This window comes from Vibrio sp. Y42_MX_L11 (genome assembly GCF_024181785.1).
In the GTDB taxonomy this organism is placed as follows: domain Bacteria; phylum Pseudomonadota; class Gammaproteobacteria; order Enterobacterales; family Vibrionaceae; genus Vibrio; species Vibrio diabolicus.
Genome location: NZ_JAMZAP010000004.1, coordinates 128199 through 146642, shown reverse-complemented (window position 1 = coordinate 146642; position 18444 = coordinate 128199). Strand labels below are relative to the sequence as shown.

Annotated in this window: 19 protein-coding genes and 1 other RNA gene; 13 read left to right on the top strand and 7 right to left on the bottom strand. The window is 45.6% G+C overall.

Translation table 11 applies throughout. From position 1 onward, the window contains the following. Positions 1 to 14: 14 nt before the first annotated feature. The 3 genes from degS to zapG form a co-directional block, all read right to left on the bottom strand. Positions 15 to 1079: an outer membrane-stress sensor serine endopeptidase DegS gene (gene degS / locus NL643_RS05935; protein ID WP_253644082.1), complete on the bottom strand. Its 1065-nt coding sequence runs from the start codon at positions 1077 to 1079 to the stop codon at positions 15 to 17. A 190-nt stretch (positions 1080 to 1269) separates the two neighbouring features. Then, complete coding sequence (locus NL643_RS05930) at positions 1270 to 2637, bottom strand: Do family serine endopeptidase (protein WP_005395920.1); 1368 nt, start codon at positions 2635 to 2637, stop codon at positions 1270 to 1272. A gap of 203 nt (positions 2638 to 2840) precedes the next feature. After that, positions 2841 to 3284, bottom strand: coding sequence for a Z-ring associated protein ZapG (zapG, locus tag NL643_RS05925; RefSeq protein ID WP_005395919.1), 444 nt, complete (start codon positions 3282 to 3284; stop codon positions 2841 to 2843). A 195-nt stretch (positions 3285 to 3479) separates the two neighbouring features. On the opposite strand from zapG, the gene zapE reads away from it, so the two are divergent. The 8 genes from zapE (at position 3480) to sspB (ending at position 10104) form a co-directional block, all read left to right on the top strand. Further along, entirely contained in the window at positions 3480 to 4583 is a 1104-nt protein-coding gene (zapE, locus tag NL643_RS05920) for a cell division protein ZapE (RefSeq protein ID WP_005395918.1), read from the top strand. 250 nt (positions 4584 to 4833) lie between these two features. Further along, positions 4834 to 5262, top strand: coding sequence for a 50S ribosomal protein L13 (rplM, locus tag NL643_RS05915; RefSeq protein ID WP_012842158.1), 429 nt, complete (start codon positions 4834 to 4836; stop codon positions 5260 to 5262). 15 nt (positions 5263 to 5277) lie between these two features. Beyond that, positions 5278 to 5670: a 30S ribosomal protein S9 gene (gene rpsI, locus NL643_RS05910; protein ID WP_005372876.1), complete on the top strand. Its 393-nt coding sequence runs from the start codon at positions 5278 to 5280 to the stop codon at positions 5668 to 5670. A 609-nt stretch (positions 5671 to 6279) separates the two neighbouring features. After that, positions 6280 to 6870, top strand: a complete 591-nt coding sequence (gene petA, locus NL643_RS05905; RefSeq protein ID WP_005396462.1) for a ubiquinol-cytochrome c reductase iron-sulfur subunit — start codon at positions 6280 to 6282, stop codon at positions 6868 to 6870. Then, on the top strand, positions 6870 to 8135 hold the full coding sequence (locus NL643_RS05900) for a cytochrome bc complex cytochrome b subunit (RefSeq protein WP_005372880.1): 1266 nt from the start codon (positions 6870 to 6872) through the stop codon (positions 8133 to 8135). The genes petA and NL643_RS05900 overlap by 1 nt, the downstream gene beginning before the upstream one ends. Further along, positions 8132 to 8869, top strand: a complete 738-nt coding sequence (locus NL643_RS05895; protein WP_005372881.1) for a cytochrome c1 — start codon at positions 8132 to 8134, stop codon at positions 8867 to 8869. Before NL643_RS05900 ends, NL643_RS05895 begins: the two co-directional genes overlap by 4 nt. 96 nt (positions 8870 to 8965) lie before the next feature. After that, the gene (sspA, locus tag NL643_RS05890; RefSeq protein WP_005372897.1) at positions 8966 to 9601 is read left to right on the top strand and encodes a stringent starvation protein SspA; all 636 of its coding nucleotides are present in this window, start codon (positions 8966 to 8968) and stop codon (positions 9599 to 9601) included. 17 nt (positions 9602 to 9618) lie between these two features. Then, positions 9619 to 10104, top strand: coding sequence for a ClpXP protease specificity-enhancing factor (sspB, locus tag NL643_RS05885; protein ID WP_253644081.1), 486 nt, complete (start codon positions 9619 to 9621; stop codon positions 10102 to 10104). A gap of 70 nt (positions 10105 to 10174) precedes the next feature. Here the strand turns inward: sspB and NL643_RS05880 are convergent, their stop codons facing one another. The 4 genes from NL643_RS05880 to NL643_RS05865 are packed head-to-tail and all read right to left on the bottom strand — an operon-like array spanning position 10175 to position 13622. Beyond that, entirely contained in the window at positions 10175 to 10840 is a 666-nt protein-coding gene (locus tag NL643_RS05880; protein ID WP_012842157.1) for a BON domain-containing protein, read from the bottom strand. A 21-nt stretch (positions 10841 to 10861) separates the two neighbouring features. Continuing rightward, positions 10862 to 11452 (bottom strand): phosphoheptose isomerase, encoded by a 591-nt coding sequence (locus NL643_RS05875; RefSeq protein WP_005372901.1) that lies wholly within the window; start codon positions 11450 to 11452, stop codon positions 10862 to 10864. Between the two features lie 3 nt (positions 11453 to 11455). Continuing rightward, positions 11456 to 11824, bottom strand: a complete 369-nt coding sequence (locus NL643_RS05870; protein ID WP_012842156.1) for a YraN family protein — start codon at positions 11822 to 11824, stop codon at positions 11456 to 11458. Beyond that, positions 11811 to 13622, bottom strand: a complete 1812-nt coding sequence (locus tag NL643_RS05865) for a penicillin-binding protein activator (RefSeq protein WP_048626628.1) — start codon at positions 13620 to 13622, stop codon at positions 11811 to 11813. Before NL643_RS05865 ends, NL643_RS05870 begins: the two co-directional genes overlap by 14 nt. A 68-nt stretch (positions 13623 to 13690) precedes the next feature. Between NL643_RS05865 and rsmI the strand changes: the two genes are divergently transcribed. The 5 genes from rsmI (at position 13691) to NL643_RS05840 (ending at position 18442) form a co-directional block, all read left to right on the top strand. Then, positions 13691 to 14554 carry a 16S rRNA (cytidine(1402)-2'-O)-methyltransferase gene (gene rsmI / locus NL643_RS05860; RefSeq protein WP_005396454.1) on the top strand — a complete coding sequence of 288 codons (864 nt, stop codon included), beginning with the start codon at positions 13691 to 13693 and terminating at the stop codon, positions 14552 to 14554. 167 nt (positions 14555 to 14721) lie between these two features. Next, positions 14722 to 15149, top strand: an RNA gene (rnpB, locus tag NL643_RS05855) — RNase P RNA component class A. 229 nt (positions 15150 to 15378) lie between these two features. After that, complete coding sequence (gene rsmH / locus NL643_RS05850; protein WP_005396452.1) at positions 15379 to 16329, top strand: 16S rRNA (cytosine(1402)-N(4))-methyltransferase RsmH; 951 nt, start codon at positions 15379 to 15381, stop codon at positions 16327 to 16329. Positions 16330 to 16334: 5 nt separating this feature from the next. Further along, positions 16335 to 16652 carry a cell division protein FtsL gene (gene ftsL, locus NL643_RS05845; protein ID WP_012842154.1) on the top strand — a complete coding sequence of 106 codons (318 nt, stop codon included), beginning with the start codon at positions 16335 to 16337 and terminating at the stop codon, positions 16650 to 16652. After that, positions 16649 to 18442: a penicillin-binding transpeptidase domain-containing protein gene (locus tag NL643_RS05840; RefSeq protein WP_006743237.1), complete on the top strand. Its 1794-nt coding sequence runs from the start codon at positions 16649 to 16651 to the stop codon at positions 18440 to 18442. Before ftsL ends, NL643_RS05840 begins: the two co-directional genes overlap by 4 nt. The last annotated feature ends 2 nt before the right edge of the window (positions 18443 to 18444 follow it).

Here is an 18444-nt window from a genome sequence, read left to right as displayed (position 1 = left end):
ATGGCTGGGATTTTTTATGCTTCTTGCTTGTCTTCAGCAATCGTGACTTTCAAGCTCATCTCTTTTCCTTTGCGAATGATGCCGACGTCCACGGTGGTGCCAGGACGTAAATCGGTGACGATATCCATAACGCTCTGACGCCCTTGCACTTTATTGCCATCAATACTGATAATGATGTCCTGCTTTTGGAAGCCTGCTGCATTGGCTGGACCATTTGGATCAATACCAAGCACGACAATACCACCTATGTGTTCATTTCCAAGTAGGCGAGCAGTGACCGCATTAATGTCTTGGCCGTCGATACCAATATAGCCACGAATCACGCGACCATCAGCGATGATTTTCTGCATGATCTTGCTGGCTAGTGGCGCAGGGATCGCAAAGGAAATACCGTAAGTTTCTAAATCGGTCGCTTGCTGGAAAGAGGCGGTATTGATGCCGACGAGCTCACCTTGAGTATTCACTAGGGCGCCACCAGAGTTCCCCTCATTGATGGCGGCATCGGTTTGAATAAATGCTTGGCGACCGTCGCTAATAGATGAGCGTCCTGTTGCTGAAATAATACCGAACGTTGTGGTTTGCCCAAGGTTGTATGGGTTACCGATGGCTAGGACCACATCACCAACTTGTGGTTTGTAATTAGAGTTAAGAGGAATAACAGGTAAATTCGAACCTTCGACACGAAGTACGGCAATGTCTGTGCGTTTATCCGTGCCAACTAGCTGAGCTGCCGCGGCTCTACCGTCTTGTAATGCGACAACAATTTGGTCTGCTTGAGCAACCACATGGTAGTTGGTAATGATGTAGCCTTTCTCACTGACAATAACACCTGAACCCAGACCTTGAGTCGAGAGTTTACTGCGATCATTTTCAACATATTTACGGCTGTAGATGTTTACTACGGCAGGTGCTGCTCTTCGCACCGCCTGATTAAATGTCAACTCAACGGACGCGATATTAACAGGTTGCGGATCTAGCGGGGCAGGAATTACGTTGTGGCGCAAAGATGGCACCGCCAGTAATACCACTGCGGCAGTAGCCAAGCCTAAAAAGACAGAACGTAATAAAAAGCTGAGCATATCCTCTCCATGCATGAGCGCCAAAATGGCATAGAAGATGAAGAATAGCATTACATTGAAAAATAACAAAAGGGCAGCACGGAATCGTGCTGCCCTTTTCATTAGCTATTGAGCGATAAGGAAAAGTATTCGAGGCTTATTACTCGGTGCTATGCATCGAAAACCTTATTTCCTATCACTTTGAAAGTGACTAACGAATAACAAGATAAATAGTACGTTCGCCACGCTGAATATTCAGAGCCAATACGCCTTTGTGTTTATCCACGATTGCACGAAGCTCAGCAAGGTTTTTCACGCGCTGGCGGTTCACACCGATAATGATGTCACCTTGTTGTAATTGATATTGAGCGGCCGGAGAGTTATCTGCAACGCTCGATACTTTAACGCCTTGAATTGCATCACTTGGTGTCGTATTGCTTAATTCCGCACCCTTGAGCCCTTCGTGTAATGTTTCGGCTTTGGCTTTCATATTTGTAGATTCGCCAAGCGTTACATCAAAGGTTTTATTCTTACCATCTCGAACCACACCTAATGTGATTTCTTTACCTGCGCCCAGCGTTGCCACTTTTGCGCGGAGCTCTGAGAAAGTATTAATCGCTTTACCGTTTACCGATACAATTACATCACCGGCTTTCAATCCAGCTTTATCGGCTGCGCTGTCTGGTACGACTTGGCCAATAAAGGCCCCTTTACTTGACTCGTAACCCAATGCATCAGCCAGCTCAGAGGTTACTTCACCGCCCTGTACACCCAACATGCCGCGTTTGACTTCACCAAACTCTAGAATTTGCTCGGTGAGGTTTTTCATCATGTTGGACGGAATCGCAAAGCCAATCCCCACGTTACCGCCGTTAGGGCCTAAAATCGCAGTATTAATACCGATCAGCTCACCATTAAGGTTGACCAATGCACCACCAGAGTTACCGCTGTTAATTGCGGCATCGGTTTGGATGAAGTTTTCGAAGTTTTCAACGTTTAAGCCACTACGGCCTAACGCTGAGACGATGCCCGACGTCACGGTTTGACCGAGTCCGAATGGGTTACCAATCGCAACCGTAAAGTCACCTACGCGAAGTTTGTCGGAATCTGCGACTTTAATTTGCGTTAAGTTTTTCGCTTTTTCTAATTTAAGCAACGCAACATCGGCCATCTCATCGCCGCCAACGAGCGTAGCGTCATACTCGCGACCATCATAGAGGCGAACTCGAATCTCATCCGCGCCCTTGATTACGTGGTAGTTAGTGACGATATGCCCTTTTTTCGCATCAATAATGACACCAGAACCTAAACCTCTGAACGGGCGCTCGCGCCTTTGCTCCATCGGAAAGTCCGGTCCAAAGAAGAATTGAAATTGTTCGGGAATACGGCTGGTTTGTACTTGTTTGCCTTCTACAGCAATACTCACAACAGCAGGGGTTACTTTCTCAAGCATGGGCGCCAAGCTAGGTAACTGTTGGCCATCCACATTTAAAGGTAATGCGGCGGTGGCTTGAACTGGCGCAATAATAGAGCCCAAACTCAGAGATAGAACGGTGAGCGCAAGCAGTGGTTTTTTCATCCAATAACTCCTCTTGAAACATGTCTGCCAAAAAGAAATATCCGAACGGTTAGTTCACTTTGTTAATAACTAATATAGGGCCTAGTTCGGATAATCAAAGGGGGAGGCAGTTCACATCCAAGTTAGAGCAAAGGTAAGGAGAAAAAGTTCAAAAAAGGGCCGATACAAATGTATCGGCCCTAGTAGGTAGAGGTAAGAGAAGATTATGATGCTTTTGCGGTTACCGCTTCGGGAGCATTAATGATTTCTTTCTCTTGATCCTTTAAAAGACCCGTTGCGCCATTGGCATAGTCTTTTGGCTGTTCGTTAAACTCTGGTTGATCTTCTGCAATAGCTTCAGAAGACATTGCCGTTTTCTTATCAAACGGGTTGTCTTGCTCTGGCAAGTTTGGCAAAAGCTCAGAGGAGGTCTTAGCCATATGTTGGTACAGCTTGGTGTAATCTTTACCTAGTGTATCCAACATTTCTGCGGTTTGTGCAAAATGATCGACGAGCTCTTGACGTTGTTGCTCTAGTTCAAACTTGGCCGCTTCAAGTTCTTTCTGCACAGACTTTTGTTTCTTGTATTCAGGGGTGGTTAGTCTACTAATGACTACGCCTACGATTGTACCGACCAGCAAACCCACAATGGCATAAATCCAAGGCATAACTGCTCCTTATAGTTGTTTTAACAAGTCTTTTACTACTTAGTTACACGCGGTGCTAGTCCATGTTACTATGGCTTGAACAGCCGATAAAGAAAAATAGCAGTATGTCTTCGGGGACTGATAACTACTTCTCTCTATTCTCAAAGTTGACCCCGAGGTAACCCTTTTCCCAGTACCTCTATACGACTTAATACGATGACACCACTACAACAATATCAAAAAGACATAGCAGAACACGGGTTTCAGCGTGATGAAGCTCAGTATCAAGCGGTCGTTGCATTAGATAAGCTTTACCATGCTATCGTTGAATTTCAGTCAGCTCCTGTGCCCCAGCTTTCCAAATGGCAAAAGCTCATGGGGAAAAAAATCGACATGCCTGAGCCCCCAAAAGGTCTTTACTTTTGGGGAGGAGTCGGACGCGGTAAAACGTACCTCATGGATGCGTTTTTTGATGCTTTACCAACCCAAAGAAAAATGCGCGTACACTTTCACCGCTTCATGTATCGAGTACATGATGAGTTGAAGCTGTTAGGTGATGTCGAAAATCCGCTAGCAAAAGTAGCGGATAAATTCAAAGAAGAAGCGGATGTGGTTTGCTTTGATGAATTTTTTGTCTCTGACATTACGGATGCGATGATCCTTGCAACGTTACTCCAAGAGATGTTCAAGCGGCAGATGATCCTAGTCGCGACTTCAAACATCGAGCCACAGAACTTATATCGTAATGGCTTACAAAGAGCGCGCTTTTTGCCTGCAATTGATATGATTTTGGCACGCTGTGACGTGTTGAATGTTGATAGTGGCGTTGATTATCGCTTAAGAACGCTTGAACAGGCCGAAATATACCATTATCCACTTGATGAACAGGCCAACATTAATCTCAACAAGTATTATCAGCAGCTGACGGGCGAACGTCAGATCGTCGCTCATCAAATCGAAGTTAATCACCGTCAGCTTGAGGTAATTGAAGCGAGTGATGGGGTTCTGCATGCGTCGTTTGCTCAGTTATGCCAAACCGCTCGCAGTCAAAATGACTACATTGAGCTGTCCCGAATTTATCACACGGTATTATTGGCGGACGTTCAACAGATGAACCGAAAAATAGATGACGCTGCGAGGCGTTTTATCGCACTGGTCGATGAGTTTTACGAGCGCAATGTGAAGTTGATTATTTCTGCTGAAGTGCCAATGGAAGACTTATATACTGAGGGGCAGCTCGAGTTTGAATTTAAGCGCTGTTTGTCTCGGCTCACTGAGATGCAAAGTCATGAGTACCTCGCGCGTGAGCATTTGGCCTAAATCTAGTGTGTTCTTAAAAAGTGAAGAAAAAATTAGTGATTTGGCGCAAAAAAAGGTGATTTTTTCTTCGCTCTTCTCTATAATCCTGCGACCCACCGTTACTGCAGACCGGATTATCGAAGTTATTTCGAAATTGAAGGTCGAGAGTACCAACGACTCGAAGGGGTGATGACTGGGCTCTTAGACAGTGTGGGAGCACCAGAACGGTGTTCCTTAAAGTTTAAATTTTAATTAACGGGTTATTATTAGCATGAAAACTTTCGTTGCTAAACCAGAAACTGTAAAACGCGACTGGTACGTTGTAGACGCTGAAGGTAAAACTCTTGGTCGTCTAGCAAGTGAAATTGCATCTCGCCTACGTGGCAAACATAAAGCTGAATACACTCCTCACGTTGACGCTGGTGACTACATCATCGTTATCAACGCTGAGAAAGTTGCTGTAACTGGTAACAAAGCTAAGAACAAAGTGTACTACCGTCACTCTGAGTTCCCAGGTGGTCTAAAATCTATCACTTTTGAAAAGTTGATCGATCGTAAACCTGAGATGGTTCTTGAGCTTGCAGTTAAAGGCATGCTTCCACGTGGTCCTCTAGGCCGTGCTATGTACCGTAAGCTTAAAGTTTACGCAGGCGCTGAGCACAACCATGTTGCTCAACAACCACAAGTACTAGACATCTAATTGGGGATTTCGAAAATGGCAGAGAATCAATACTACGGCACTGGCCGTCGCAAAAGCTCAGCTGCACGTGTTTTTATTAAACCAGGCAGCGGCAACATTGTAGTAAACAAGCGTAACCTTGACGAATACTTCGGTCGTCCAACAGCTCGCATGGTTGTACAACAACCTCTAGAACTTGTTGAACTAACTGAAAAGCTAGACCTTTACGTAACAGTTAAAGGCGGCGGTATTTCTGGTCAAGCTGGTGCTATCCGTCACGGTATCACTCGCGCGCTTATGGAATACGATGAGTCTCTACGTCCTGCTCTACGCGCAGCTGGCTACGTTACTCGTGACGCTCGTTGCGTTGAACGTAAGAAAGTTGGTCTACGTAAAGCACGTCGTCGTCCACAGTTCTCTAAGCGTTAATTTCCTCTTATTGGAAATTCTGCTTTTCAGAGTTACTCTGGAAACTGTGTACCAAAAGCTCGGCTCTATGCCGGGCTTTTTTGTTTTTATACCAGCCTATCAATATCCATTTGTATTCACTTATAACTAGGTTCAGAGTAAGGCTTCTTCCTTACCATACGTTATAAGCTTATTTATCTGCTGTGGGTGCCTTTACGTCTTAATATCCCTGCAACATGTTTTAAAATGCCTACTCGTCTTTTTTGCGTATGCGGCGTGCTACAAAAGTGAAAATACAAACAACGTAAGTTGAATGCGCACTAAGAAATATTTTGCTGTGTAATTAACTGAAAACTACCAAGATAAAAGGTTTGAATAGCTTTCAGCAGAACTTCCATGTTGTGCTTTCTTGTTACAAATCACATCAATTTTTTATAATTCTGCCGCTTTTGTGACGACGCGAGCGATTTGCCTCACAAATGTTACAAAAAGGTAGCTTTATCTTGTCAAAAAGTAGGGTTTTCTTTATCATTTCCCTCCAATAAATAGAACTAAATTCATTATTTGTTAGCCATGCTCTTATAAGCGGAATAATAACGATCCAAAGGGAGCAAATGGGAGAATGTTTGGATGAGCAACGCGCCTTTAAATAACGGTCGCAGGCGTTTTCTAACCGCTACAACGGCAGTTGTTGGTGGGTTAGGGGCAGTCGCCGTCGCCGTGCCTTTTATCAAATCATGGAATCCGAGTGCCAAAGCCAAAGCGGCAGGTGCACCGGTGGAAGTGGATATAAGTAAAATTGAACCAGGTCAGCTGGTTCGTGTCGAGTGGCAGGGGAAACCTGTATGGATTGTTCGCCGCACTCAAAGCGTTCTAGATAACTTAAAAACGATCGGCGATAAGCTTCGTGATCCGCAATCTGAAATGGAACAGCAGCCTGAGTACGCTCAGAATGAGTTTCGTTCGATTAAGGAAGAGTTTTTTGTCGCTGTTGGTTTCTGTACTCACCTAGGTTGTTCACCAACCTATCTACCAGACTCTTTCTCAGAGCAGGTCCAGGGCGTAAGATCTGGCTTCTTCTGTCCTTGTCATGGTTCTAAGTTCGATATGGCTGGTCGAGTGTTCCAAGGGGTACCTGCTCCATTGAACCTTGTCGTTCCTAAGCACATGTATTTGAGCGACACCAAGCTCATTGTGGGTGTTGATGAGGGGGATGCATAATGCAAGCAATGTTAGACTGGGTTGAAAAGCGTATTCCTGCAATGAATGCTTATAAAAAGCATTTGTCTGAATACCCAATGCCTAAGAACTTCAACTTTTGGTACCTTTTCGGTTCTCTGGCGATGCTGGTTCTGGTTAACCAAATCCTAACGGGTATTTGGCTAACGATGAACTACGTTCCTTCTGGTGACGGTGCGTTTGCTTCTATCGAGTACATCATGCGTGATGTAGAGTACGGTTGGCTTTTACGTTACATGCACTCAACTGGCGCATCTGCGTTTTTCGTTGTTGTGTACTTGCACATGTTCCGTGGCCTGATCTACGGCTCATACCAAAAACCTCGTGAACTACTGTGGATCTTCGGTATGTTGATCTTCCTCGTTCTAATGGCTGAAGCATTCATGGGTTACCTACTGCCATGGGGTCAGATGTCATACTGGGGTGCGCAGGTAATCATTTCTTTGTTTGGTGCGATTCCTGTTATCGGTGATGACCTAACGCTTTGGATCCGTGGTGACTACATCATCTCTGGTGCAACGTTAAACCGTTTCTTCGCACTACACGTTATTGCACTGCCTATCGTTCTGCTTCTTCTTGTGGTTCTGCACGTATTGGCGCTGCACGAAGTCGGCTCAAACAACCCTGATGGTATCGAAACTAAGCTACCAAAAGGTTCAATGGGCGATGATTACAAGACACAGTTCAAGTTCCACGATTACTACACGAAGAAATACGACATTATCGACTCTATTCCTTTCCACCCATACGGTACGGTTAAGGACTTAGTTGGTGTGGCTGGTTTCTTGTTCTTCTTCTGTTATGTGCTGTTCTTTAACCCAGAAATGGGAGGATACTTCCTTGAACCGCCTAACTTTGAAGCTGCAAACCCACTGAAGACACCAGAGCACATTGCTCCGGTATGGTACTTCACGCCGTTTTACGCAATCTTACGTGCGGTTCCAGACAAACTATTAGGTGTTATCCTAATGGGTGCGTCAATTGCAGTGCTGTTTGTTCTACCTTGGTTGGATCGTTGTAAAGTTCGTTCATACCGTTACCGTAGCAAACTTCATCTGTTGAATATTGTACAGTTCACTATCGCCTTTATCGCTCTGGGTATTTTAGGTGCGTTACCTGCAACACCAACGTACACACTACTATCTCAGATCTTTAGCTTGTGTTACTTCATGTTCTTTGTGTTGTTGTTCTTCTACAGCAAAAATGAAGCAACCAAACCATTACCAGAGAGGGTGACATTCAAATGAAGAAGTGGATTGTAATTCTATTTGCTATGTTGCCATCACTAGCGATGGCAGCGGGGGCTAACGTTCCGCTTGATAAAGCGAATGTTGACCTAACGGATAAAGCTTCGCTACAAAACGGTGCGAAGTTGTTCATGAACTACTGTTTTGCTTGTCACTCAACGCAGTATCAGCGTTATGAGCGTGTAGCAACAGACTTGGAAATTCCAACAGACTTAATGAAAGAAAACCTGATTTTCAATCCTGAAGCGAAAATCGGTGATCTAATGGTCAACGCAATGCCACCGAAGCAAGCGGCAAACTGGTTTGGTGCTCCACCACCAGATCTTACGTTGGTTGCACGAGTTCGTGGTGCTGATTGGTTATACACTTACTTACGCTCTTTCTATGTTGATCCATCTCGTCCATTCGGCGTGAACAACATTGTCTTCCCGAGTGTTGGTATGCCACATGTGCTCGAAGAGCTACAGGGTATCCCGACGCCGATTTACGATACGAAAATCGTAGATGGCGAAGAAGTACAAGTTGTTGTTGGTACTGAAACAGATGGTACGGGTGAGCTGAGCGAAGGCGAATATGACAAAGCGGTTGGCGACCTAGTGAACTTCTTGGTTTATTCAGGTGACCCAGTGCAGCTTGAGCGTCATGCTTTAGGTTGGTGGGTAATGGGCTTCTTAGTGCTTCTAACCATCGTTGTCGTGATGCTCAAGAAAGAGTATTGGCGCGATGTGCATTAATTGTGCTAAAATACCGTGCTAATTCCCAATTTTAATTGATGTACAATGGAGGCTTAGCCTCCATTGTTTTTATTTGTAAGTGTACTGGAGGGCTCCATGGCTGTAGCTGCCAATAAACGTTCTGTGATGACTCTTTTCTCAAGTGCATCAGATTTGTATAGCCATCAGGTTCGCATTGTACTAGCTGAAAAAGGCGTAAGTGTTGAAGTTGAGCTTGTTGACGAAGCAAACCTTCCTGCTGAGCTTGTTGAGCTAAACCCATATAAATCAGTGCCAACTCTTGTTGACCGTGAGCTAGCTCTTTACGATTCAAAAATCATCATGGAGTACTTGGACGAGCGTTTCCCTCATCCACCTCTAATGCCGGTTTACCCTGTTGCTCGTGGCAACAGCCGCTTGATGATGTACCGTATCGAACGCAACTGGTACTCACTCGCTGAAAAAGTGATGAAAGGTAATGCGGAAGAATCAGAAAAAGCACGCACAAAGCTGCGTAATGATCTTCTAACATTAGCGCCAATTTTTGCTGAATATGAGTACTTCATGAGCGAAGAATTCAGCTTGATCGACTGTTACCTAGCTCCATTATTGTGGCGTCTGCCTCAACTTGGTATCGATCTGGTTGGCCCTGGTTCAAAAGAAATCAAGGTGTACATGAACCGCGTATTTGAACGTGATTCGTTCCTTGCTTCTTTAACTGAAGCTGAACGTGAAATGCGCCTAGTTCGCTAAGCGATTTTAAACACGTTATGGATATTGCAAAAATGACTGCTCGCCGCCCGTATATGCTTCGCGCATTTTACGATTGGTTAGTAGACAATGACTTGACTCCTCACTTGGTTGTGGATGCAACGATGCCGGGCGTACGTGTACCGCTTGAGTTTATTCAAGATGGTCAAATTATTTTGAATATTGCACCACGTGCGGTGGGTAATCTTGAGTTAGGTAATGATGCGATTACCTTCCATGCTCGCTTTAGCGGTCGTCCACACTCAGTAATTGTGCCTCTGTATGCTGTCCAAGCTATTTATGCGCGTGAGAATGGTGCTGGTACTATGTTTGAACCAGAAGAAGCGTACACTCACATCGAAGAAGAAGCGATGACCGAGGAAGAATCATCCCCATCGTTTACAAAGGTTAGCGATGAGCCTTCTGAGTTAGCCTCTGATTCGGATGCCGAAGAGGATGATGCTCCTCGACCAAAAGGCAAACCAAGCTTAAGAGTGATTAAATAATAAAAAAGCAGCGTAACGCTGCTTTTTTATTATTTAGTGTCTTGACGTGTTTTCAAGTGATATTTCGCAATTACTCAATCGTAAATGCTTCGACGTTGGCTTCATTTTCCGCGTTTGTCTCACTTTCTATTGTTTGTACACCGTCACTCGGTAAGTCCACTTCAACAGGTTCCATTTCGCCATATTGGAACCCTTTAATGACTTGTTTTACGCCAGAGATATTACGCGCGATTTCTGTCGCTCGCTCGCCTTGCTCTGGTGTGACATAACCAAACAGAAAAACGTCGCCGTCTTCGGTGATCACTTTAACCTTAACGCCATTGAGTTCAGAGTCGGTCAGCAAGGCTGATTTTACTTTGGTTGTGATCCAACTGTCGTTGCTAATTTGAGTGACAGTGAGTGGCTCTTTTTGTTTGATTTGATTGTGTATGACTTTCACACCACTAACTTCTCGAGCTCTTCGCTCTAAAGCATGGATAAGGTCTTGCGTTGGAGCCTGACCCATAAGAACAACCGTACCGTTATAAGAGCTGGCAACCACACGAACTTCACCTTTAAACGGCGCCTTATTACCGATCGCTGCAACTTCGAATTCGATGTTGTTGTCCTGCCAAATTTGTTTTGTACTGCGTGTGTCCGTGACAATATTTGCTGTGGTTGCAGCGCCAGCGATAAACAAGCCAGCACAACCACTTAAACTCAATGCTGTTAATAAGATAACAAAGCTACGTATCATAATTCTGACCCTCAGTCTTGGTTACTCTTCATGAGCAGGGAAAAGCACCTGGTCAATAAGATCACAAAGACAATGGAGTGTCACCATATGTACTTCGTGAATACGTGCAGTGCGGTGTGATGGAATGCGAATTTCGACGTCGTTCTCACCAAGCAGTCCTGCCATCTCACCGCCATCTTTTCCTGTTAGCGCGATAATCGTCATGTCTCGAGTTACGGCCGCTTCCATCGCTTTGATAATATTTTTGCTGTTACCGCTAGTCGACATGGCAAGCAGAATGTCGCCTGGCTGGCCAAACGCTCGCACCTGTTTTGAGAAAATTTCCTGGTAGTGGTAGTCGTTTGCAACAGCGGTCAGGGTTGTATTATCGGCTGTTAAGGCCATTGCAGGTAGGCTAGGGCGCTCAGTTTCAAAACGGTTTAAAAGACAAGAAACAAATTGTTGAGCGTTTGAAGCACTGCCGCCATTACCACAACATAAAATTTTGTTGCCATTGAGCAAGCTTGAGACCATCGCTTGGGCCGCGTGAGTAATGGCATCGGGCAGCGCCTCTGCTGCTGCGATTTGAATTTGAATACTTTCTGTAAAGCTGTCTTTAATGCTGTCTAGCATCGCTTATCCTTCAGAGATTGCGTTTTCTATCCAGTTGATATCTCGCCCATTGTCATGAATAGCGATGACATCAAACCGATAATCGATATTGTGTTTTAAGCGCTTTTGTTGGCTAAGCCAAACTTGTGCAGTTTTGATTAGCTTGCGCATTTTTGCGTGCGTTACCATTTCTGCTGCTGAGCCAAAGTGATCGTTCTTACGATATTTGACTTCAACAAACACGATAGTTTCACCTTGTTGGAAGATTAAATCAATCTCACCGACCTTGGTCAGGAAATTTTGTTCAATAAAGCGCAAGCCCTGGCGTTGCAAATAGTGCTTCGCCAGAGCTTCATATTGATTTCCGATTTGGCGCTTACTAAAGAGCCCCACGCTCAGCCCAGCTCAATTCACGCTGTACAACACAGTTGTTGTCGATACTTAAAATACCGGTTTGGCCACCGACTGAGTAACCAGGAACGACCTTCATTTGTGGAAGTTCACCGATCAATTTATATGCATCCATACCGAGTGCTTTCAAACGTTTTTCCATGTTAGATTGCTCTGACCAAAGCTCGTTCATTTCAGCGGTCACGCTAGGATCTGGGTCAATCAGCAATGGAATGTCGCTGTAGATGATGCCTGTTAGATCTTCGTATGTCGCGCCGCCACTGTTGCTACGCGAACTAGAGAAGATTTGTGGTGCTTTCGCATCAGGGTTAATCGCTACTTCGATAAACGGCTTGATCAAAGTTAGCTCAGTGCTTCTAGCTACGATATAAACCGCATCAACATCACGACGGCTACGTGGCTGTGTTTCAAGCTTAATTCGCATTAATGATTGCATCTGGGCGATACGCTGCTTGCTCTCTTGCAGGCCAAATACTTCATTGATGTCTTTTTGAAGTTGGCGCTTGTCACCAAAGTAACTTGCTGCGACTTTGTTAGAGCTGTACTTTCGCCATTCTTTGTTGAAAGCCTCAGTTACACGCTCTCCAAAGCTGCCTTTTGGTGCAAGAATAAGAGGGAAGTTGTAGCCTTCGCTGAACAAGTGTTTTGCAGCTTGTGCGGCTTCTTGTTCCGGTGATAATGCCAAGTAGCAAATATTGCTATCTGGTTGCACATCCTCGGGGATATTTAGCGCAAGGGCTGGAATGGTAGGGCCATTTGCTGAGCCATCCATGGTTGTGTGCAACAACTCCACGTTCTCTTTTTCTAGAGGGCCAACAACAAAATCGATGTTTTCATTGATCAAGCGTTGTTTAATTTGGTCAGCGTTATACGCATTGGTGTCAATCACCGTAAGTGTTGCACTAGGATCTCGATTACGATCATTCATCATCGCAAACACAAAACCATCACGAATTAATTGCGCTTGTGGCGAGAACTTACCCGTCAGCGGCAGCAATAAAGCAGTATTGTTTGGCTTCACGATATCAAGAGAGAGAATGTTTTGAATCTCTTCTGGTGTATAGATAGCAGCAGGGTGCGAAGGGTTTTCGCTTAACCAGCGCTCTAGCGTATTTTTAAGTTGGGACAGGTTGCCCGATAGCGTTTTTGCATAAACAGCCAGCTGAAGCCAGCCGTCTAGAACATCCTCATTCGGCTCTGTTTCTAATGAGGTGAGTTCATATTCTGAGTAGCTGCCAAAGTTCATCCAAATACGGCTAGAGATTTCCCTCTGCTCTGCTGACGAGGCGTATTGACCAAATGCAACCAGCTGGCGGTTTGCTTCAAACGCTTGGTTAAGGCCTTGATAAGCGTCGGCACGCATCAAGTAATAGTCTTTCCATTGCTCGTTTGGCAATTTCCACCAAGGTTTAAAGTTTAACAATTGTAGCAACTGCGAGTAATTACCTTGCTTTTGCTGTATGGTCGCACGCGCCAGTTGCCACTCCGCTTGCTGAACTTCGGTCAACTGTTGTCGAGCCAGACGTTTGATCAACAGTTCTGCTTGATCAAACTGGTTCGCTTGAATAGCGGCTTTGGTTGCCATGATCAACCAGTCATTTTGTAAACTGCCTTCCGTGCTATCAGCTTGGATCATATAGTTCTGAACAGACTGAGTAGGCTCAAGTGTTACATCAACGCCATCAGGCTGTCTTGGACCTGAAGAACAGGCGGCGAGCGTAATTGCTAGTGCAACAGGAGTAAGTATGCGTGGTACACTGAGTCTCTTATGGTTAATCATTGCCGTGAGTTCTCTATAATTTTGTACAAAATTGTCTCTATATTAATCGTTGAAGTGATGGTAAACAAATGACAGATAAAAATAAGTTGCCGAATGAGGGGCCAACTCTCTATATCGTACCGACTCCAATCGGAAATTTAGCGGATATCACCCAACGTGCTATCGAAATTCTGTCGACGGTGGACATCATTGCTGCTGAGGATACTCGACATACGGGTAAATTACTGTCTCACTTCAATATTCAAACCAAAACTTTTGCTCTGCATGATCACAATGAACAGCAAAAAGCACAGGTTTTGGTAGAAAAGCTGCTTTCCGGTCAGTCTATCGCGTTAGTTTCTGACGCTGGTACGCCACTTATCAGCGACCCAGGATACCATTTGGTGACAAAATGTCGTCAAGCGGGCGTTAGAGTTGTGCCGCTTCCTGGTGCTTGCGCGGTCATTACGGCGTTAAGTGCATCAGGCTTGCCATCCGATCGCTTTAGCTTCGAAGGCTTTTTACCACCGAAAAGCAAAGGCCGTAAGGATAAATTCCTAGAGATTGCTTCGGTAGAGCGTACGTGTATTTTTTACGAGTCACCGCACCGTATTTTGGACTCTCTACAAGACATGTTAGACGTTCTTGGCCCAGATAGAGAAGTCGTGTTGGCGAGAGAACTAACGAAAACCTTTGAAACCATTCAAGGTATGCCATTAGGTGAGTTAATTGAGTGGGTGAAAAGTGACGATAACCAACAGCGTGGCGAAATGGTATTATTGGTACATGGTCACCGCGAAACCGCGGACGATTCATTGCCAGATGATGCCTTGCGTACATTAGGGATTTTAACCAAAGAGCTGCCTTTGAAAAAAGCAGCGGCTTTGGTGGCAGAAATTCATAACTTGAAGAAGAATGCGTTGTATAAGTGGGGCTTAGAAAACTTAGACTAAGCACTGCTAACGAGACACATGGTAAAGCGGGTCGATGTGAAAATATCGGCCTTTTTTAGGCTCAATGTTTGATGGTTAGGTTAAAAAAACATCACTCAATGCATTCATTTCATCATATCTGTGATCTCACTAGACTCTGAGTAGATAACTCTATACAATCCGCCCTCGGAGTTGACTGGGTAGTCGCTGCTTTACTGATGTCCTTCGGGAGACTGACGTTGAAGTCCTTTGGGAGACTGACGTTGACGTCCTTCGGGAGACTGGTAAAGGGGAGGAAAGTCCGGGCTCCATAGAGCAGGGTGCCAGGTAACGCCTGGGAGGCGCAAGCCTACGACAAGTGCAGCAGAGAGAAGACCGCCGATGGCCCTAGGGCACAGGTAAGGGTGAAAGGGTGCGGTAAGAGCGCACCGGACGACTAGCAATAGTTCGTTGCAGGGTAAACTCCACCCGGAGCAAGACCAAATAGGCCTCCACATTGCGTTGCTCGCGTAAGGAGGCGGGTAGGTTGCTTGAGCCAGTGAGCGATTGCTGGCCTAGACGAATGGCTACCGCCGCGCAAGCGGAACAGAACCCGGCTTATGTGTCGACTCCAACTATTCGAGACCCATCACTACTTTTTGTAGTGATGGGTTTTTTGCATTTTATTGACGCAAACCCTGTCATTACCAATAAACTTGGCGTTAAATCACGTCTGACTTTAGACTTGAGGTGGCGATGATGTGGGAAATCAGTACACTATGGTAGGTTGATCTTTTGCTATAAATATTCAGCATGAGAGAGCAACATATCTTAAAATCGCTTCAAGATCATTCAACGAGAAAGCTATGACCGAAACCTTCCAACATATTTCCGTGTTATTAAATGAATCCATTGATGGCTTAGCTATCAAACCAGACGGTATCTATATCGATGGAACATTTGGCCGTGGCGGTCACAGCCGGACTATTCTATCTAAACTCGGCGAAAACGGCCGACTGTACAGTATCGATCGTGACCCTCAAGCGATAGCTGAAGCAGGCAAAATCAATGATCCTCGCTTCACCATCATTCATGGTCCATTTTCTGGTATTGCTGAGTATGCTAAAGAGTATGACTTGGTTGGCAAAGTTGATGGCGTTCTACTGGATTTAGGTGTTTCTTCTCCGCAGTTAGACGACGCAGAGCGTGGCTTTAGCTTTATGAAAGACGGCCCGCTAGATATGCGTATGGACCCAACATCAGGTATTCCCGTATCTCAATGGCTAATGGAAGCTGACTTAGATGATATTACTTGGGTGATTCGTGAGTTTGGTGAAGACAAACACGCGCGCCGCATTGCCAAAGCGATTGTTGCCTACCGTGAAGACGAAGAAAATGAACCACTGGTACGTACTGGCCAGCTCGCGAAGCTGATCTCAGATGCTGCACCCAAAAGCTTTAAAGAGAAAAAACACCCTGCGACTCGTGCGTTCCAGGCATTTCGTATTTACATCAACAGTGAGTTAGAAGAAATTGATACGGCACTAAAAGGTGCGGCAAGCATTCTGGCTCCTGAAGGTCGTTTATCTGTCATCAGTTTCCACTCTCTGGAAGACCGTATGGTCAAACGTTTTATCCGTAAAGAGAGCAAAGGACCTGAAGTGCCACATGGCATTCCAATGACTGAAGAGCAAATTCGTGCTCTTGGTAGTGCGAATATGAAAGCGGTGAGCAAAGCGATTAAGCCAAGCAAACAAGAAATTGAAATGAACCCTCGTTCGCGCAGCTCTGTGCTAAGAATTGCAGAAAAGCTTTAATTATTATGACGAAACCCACTCCTAACCTTGCTAAGTTGATTGCAACGGATCTTATCACCGTTGGTCGCTGGCCATTACTGTTGTTGCTATTGATCGTGGCATCGGCAATGGGAGTGGTATTTGCTACCCACCATGCGCGTCAAGCGATCACCGAAAAAGATCACACTTTGGTTGAACGAGAGCGTTTAGATAGCGAATGGCGCAACCTGATGTTGGAAGAAACGGCCCTCGCGGAACACAGTCGTGTTCAAGACCTTGCCAAAAAAGAACTTGAAATGAAACGACCTGATGGCGATAAAGAAGTGGTTGTCACGCTCAAATGATTAGAAAGAAAACCAACACGAAACCAAGCAACAAGCGTAAACCTGTCGCGAAAGAAAAAAACGCTTCGGGGGATACGAAAACCGAGAAAAAAGCAGTGAAAGTGGCGGTTGAAGAATCCTTTCTGATTCGTTGGCGCTTCCATCTATTACTGTTTTTTGTCTTTTGTGCATTTGCACTTTTGGTGGCGCGCGTAGCCTATATTCAAATCATTGAACCGGATAACCTGATTAAACAAGGTGACCTGCGCTCGGTTCGTGTGAAATCCATTCCTTCTGCACGCGGTATTATTTCGGACCGAAATGGTGAGCCGCTCGCTGTCAGTGTGCCTGTTGAGGCCGTTTGGGCGGATCCCGCGACGATATTTAAAGAAAATGCCTTAAGCCAGACCAAGAGTTGGTATGCATTAGCGGATGTTCTTGGTGTTGACCGACAAGGGTTGATAGACAAGATCAAGCACAATGAAAAGCGCCGCTTTATTTACTTGCAGCGCCAAGTGAGTCCAGCCATGGCGAACTATATTCGTGAGCTAAAGCTGCCTGGTGTGGGTCTTAAGTCAGAATCTCGTCGTTACTATCCTGCCGGTGAGGTTAGTGCTCACTTAGTTGGGGTGACGGGGATTGATGGGCATGGTCTAGAGGGTGTTGAGCGTAGCTACGATGAGTGGCTTACTGGCGCCGCAGGTAAGAAAACCATTCGTAAAGACCGTTATGGTCGCGTCGTAGAAAACATTGCGTGGCAAGACAAGCAAGAAGGTAAGTCACTCCAGTTGACAATCGACCAGCGCCTACAGGCGATTGCTTATCGTGCGATTAAACAAGCCGTTGCGGACCATCGCGCCACGTCAGGCTCCGTTGTTATGTTGGACGTGAAAACCGGCGCCGTATTGGCCATGGTGAATGCGCCTTCCTACAACCCTAACAATCGTAGCGACTGGCAAAGCTATAAAATGCGTAACCGAGTGATCACGGACTCGATGGAGCCAGGCTCCACCATTAAGCCTTTCGTTATTTTAGCCGCCTTAGAAAATGGGGTAGCCGATAAAGATACCATCGTAGATACCGGTAATGGTGTACTTCGTTTAGGTGGTAGCCGAGTAAGAGATGTATCCCGCGTGGGTAAAGCGAGCTTGACCACGATCCTCAAAAAATCGAGTAACATCGGTGTGACGAAGCTGGCAATGCAAATGCCAGTAGAGGCGCTGCTCGGTCTGTACAGCTCTGTGGGCTTTGGTGAGCTTTCTGGTCTGAACCTCGTTGGGGAAGTGACTGGTATCTTCCCGACACGAACACGATGGTCTCCTATTGAACGTGCCACGATTGCGTTTGGTTATGGTCTATCGATAACGCCAATCCAGTTAGCGCATGCCTATGCGACGCTTGGAAATCTCGGCAAATACGAGCCAATCCATATTATCGAAAGCAATGATCATGACATGTCGCGCCAAGTAGTGAGTGCAAAGTACGCACGCCAGGTCTTGGACATGCTGGAAACCGTAACCCAAAAAGGAGGCTCGGCTCGTCGAGCGGCAGTTCCTGGTTATCGAGTGGGAGCCAAAACAGGTACCTCACGTAAAGCGTCTGCAGGTGGATACAGCGATGAGTACATCACTTATACGGCAGGGCTTGCTCCGGTTAGCGATCCGCGAATTGCATTGGTTGTGATCGTAAACGAGCCTCAAGGTGATGATTACTATGGTGGTTCGGTAGCGTCTCCTGTCTTCTCTGAAATCATGAAAGGCGCGCTACAAATACTCAATGTTGCACCAGACGAAAACAAATTTCAGCAGTAAGC

Coding starts and splice junctions, on each gene's coding strand:
- degS (WP_253644082.1), bottom strand. CDS start 1,079: ATGCTCAGCTTTTTATTACGTTCTGTCTTTTTAGGCTTGGCTACTGCC.
- NL643_RS05930 (WP_005395920.1), bottom strand. CDS start 2,637: ATGAAAAAACCACTGCTTGCGCTCACCGTTCTATCTCTGAGTTTGGGC.
- zapG (WP_005395919.1), bottom strand. CDS start 3,284: ATGCCTTGGATTTATGCCATTGTGGGTTTGCTGGTCGGTACAATCGTA.
- zapE (WP_005395918.1), top strand. CDS start 3,480: ATGACACCACTACAACAATATCAAAAAGACATAGCAGAACACGGGTTT.
- rplM (WP_012842158.1), top strand. CDS start 4,834: ATGAAAACTTTCGTTGCTAAACCAGAAACTGTAAAACGCGACTGGTAC.
- rpsI (WP_005372876.1), top strand. CDS start 5,278: ATGGCAGAGAATCAATACTACGGCACTGGCCGTCGCAAAAGCTCAGCT.
- petA (WP_005396462.1), top strand. CDS start 6,280: ATGAGCAACGCGCCTTTAAATAACGGTCGCAGGCGTTTTCTAACCGCT.
- NL643_RS05900 (WP_005372880.1), top strand. CDS start 6,870: ATGCAAGCAATGTTAGACTGGGTTGAAAAGCGTATTCCTGCAATGAAT.
- NL643_RS05895 (WP_005372881.1), top strand. CDS start 8,132: ATGAAGAAGTGGATTGTAATTCTATTTGCTATGTTGCCATCACTAGCG.
- sspA (WP_005372897.1), top strand. CDS start 8,966: ATGGCTGTAGCTGCCAATAAACGTTCTGTGATGACTCTTTTCTCAAGT.
- sspB (WP_253644081.1), top strand. CDS start 9,619: ATGGATATTGCAAAAATGACTGCTCGCCGCCCGTATATGCTTCGCGCA.
- NL643_RS05880 (WP_012842157.1), bottom strand. CDS start 10,840: ATGATACGTAGCTTTGTTATCTTATTAACAGCATTGAGTTTAAGTGGT.
- NL643_RS05875 (WP_005372901.1), bottom strand. CDS start 11,452: ATGCTAGACAGCATTAAAGACAGCTTTACAGAAAGTATTCAAATTCAA.
- NL643_RS05865 (WP_048626628.1), bottom strand. CDS start 13,622: ATGATTAACCATAAGAGACTCAGTGTACCACGCATACTTACTCCTGTT.
- rsmI (WP_005396454.1), top strand. CDS start 13,691: ATGACAGATAAAAATAAGTTGCCGAATGAGGGGCCAACTCTCTATATC.
- rsmH (WP_005396452.1), top strand. CDS start 15,379: ATGACCGAAACCTTCCAACATATTTCCGTGTTATTAAATGAATCCATT.
- ftsL (WP_012842154.1), top strand. CDS start 16,335: ATGACGAAACCCACTCCTAACCTTGCTAAGTTGATTGCAACGGATCTT.
- NL643_RS05840 (WP_006743237.1), top strand. CDS start 16,649: ATGATTAGAAAGAAAACCAACACGAAACCAAGCAACAAGCGTAAACCT.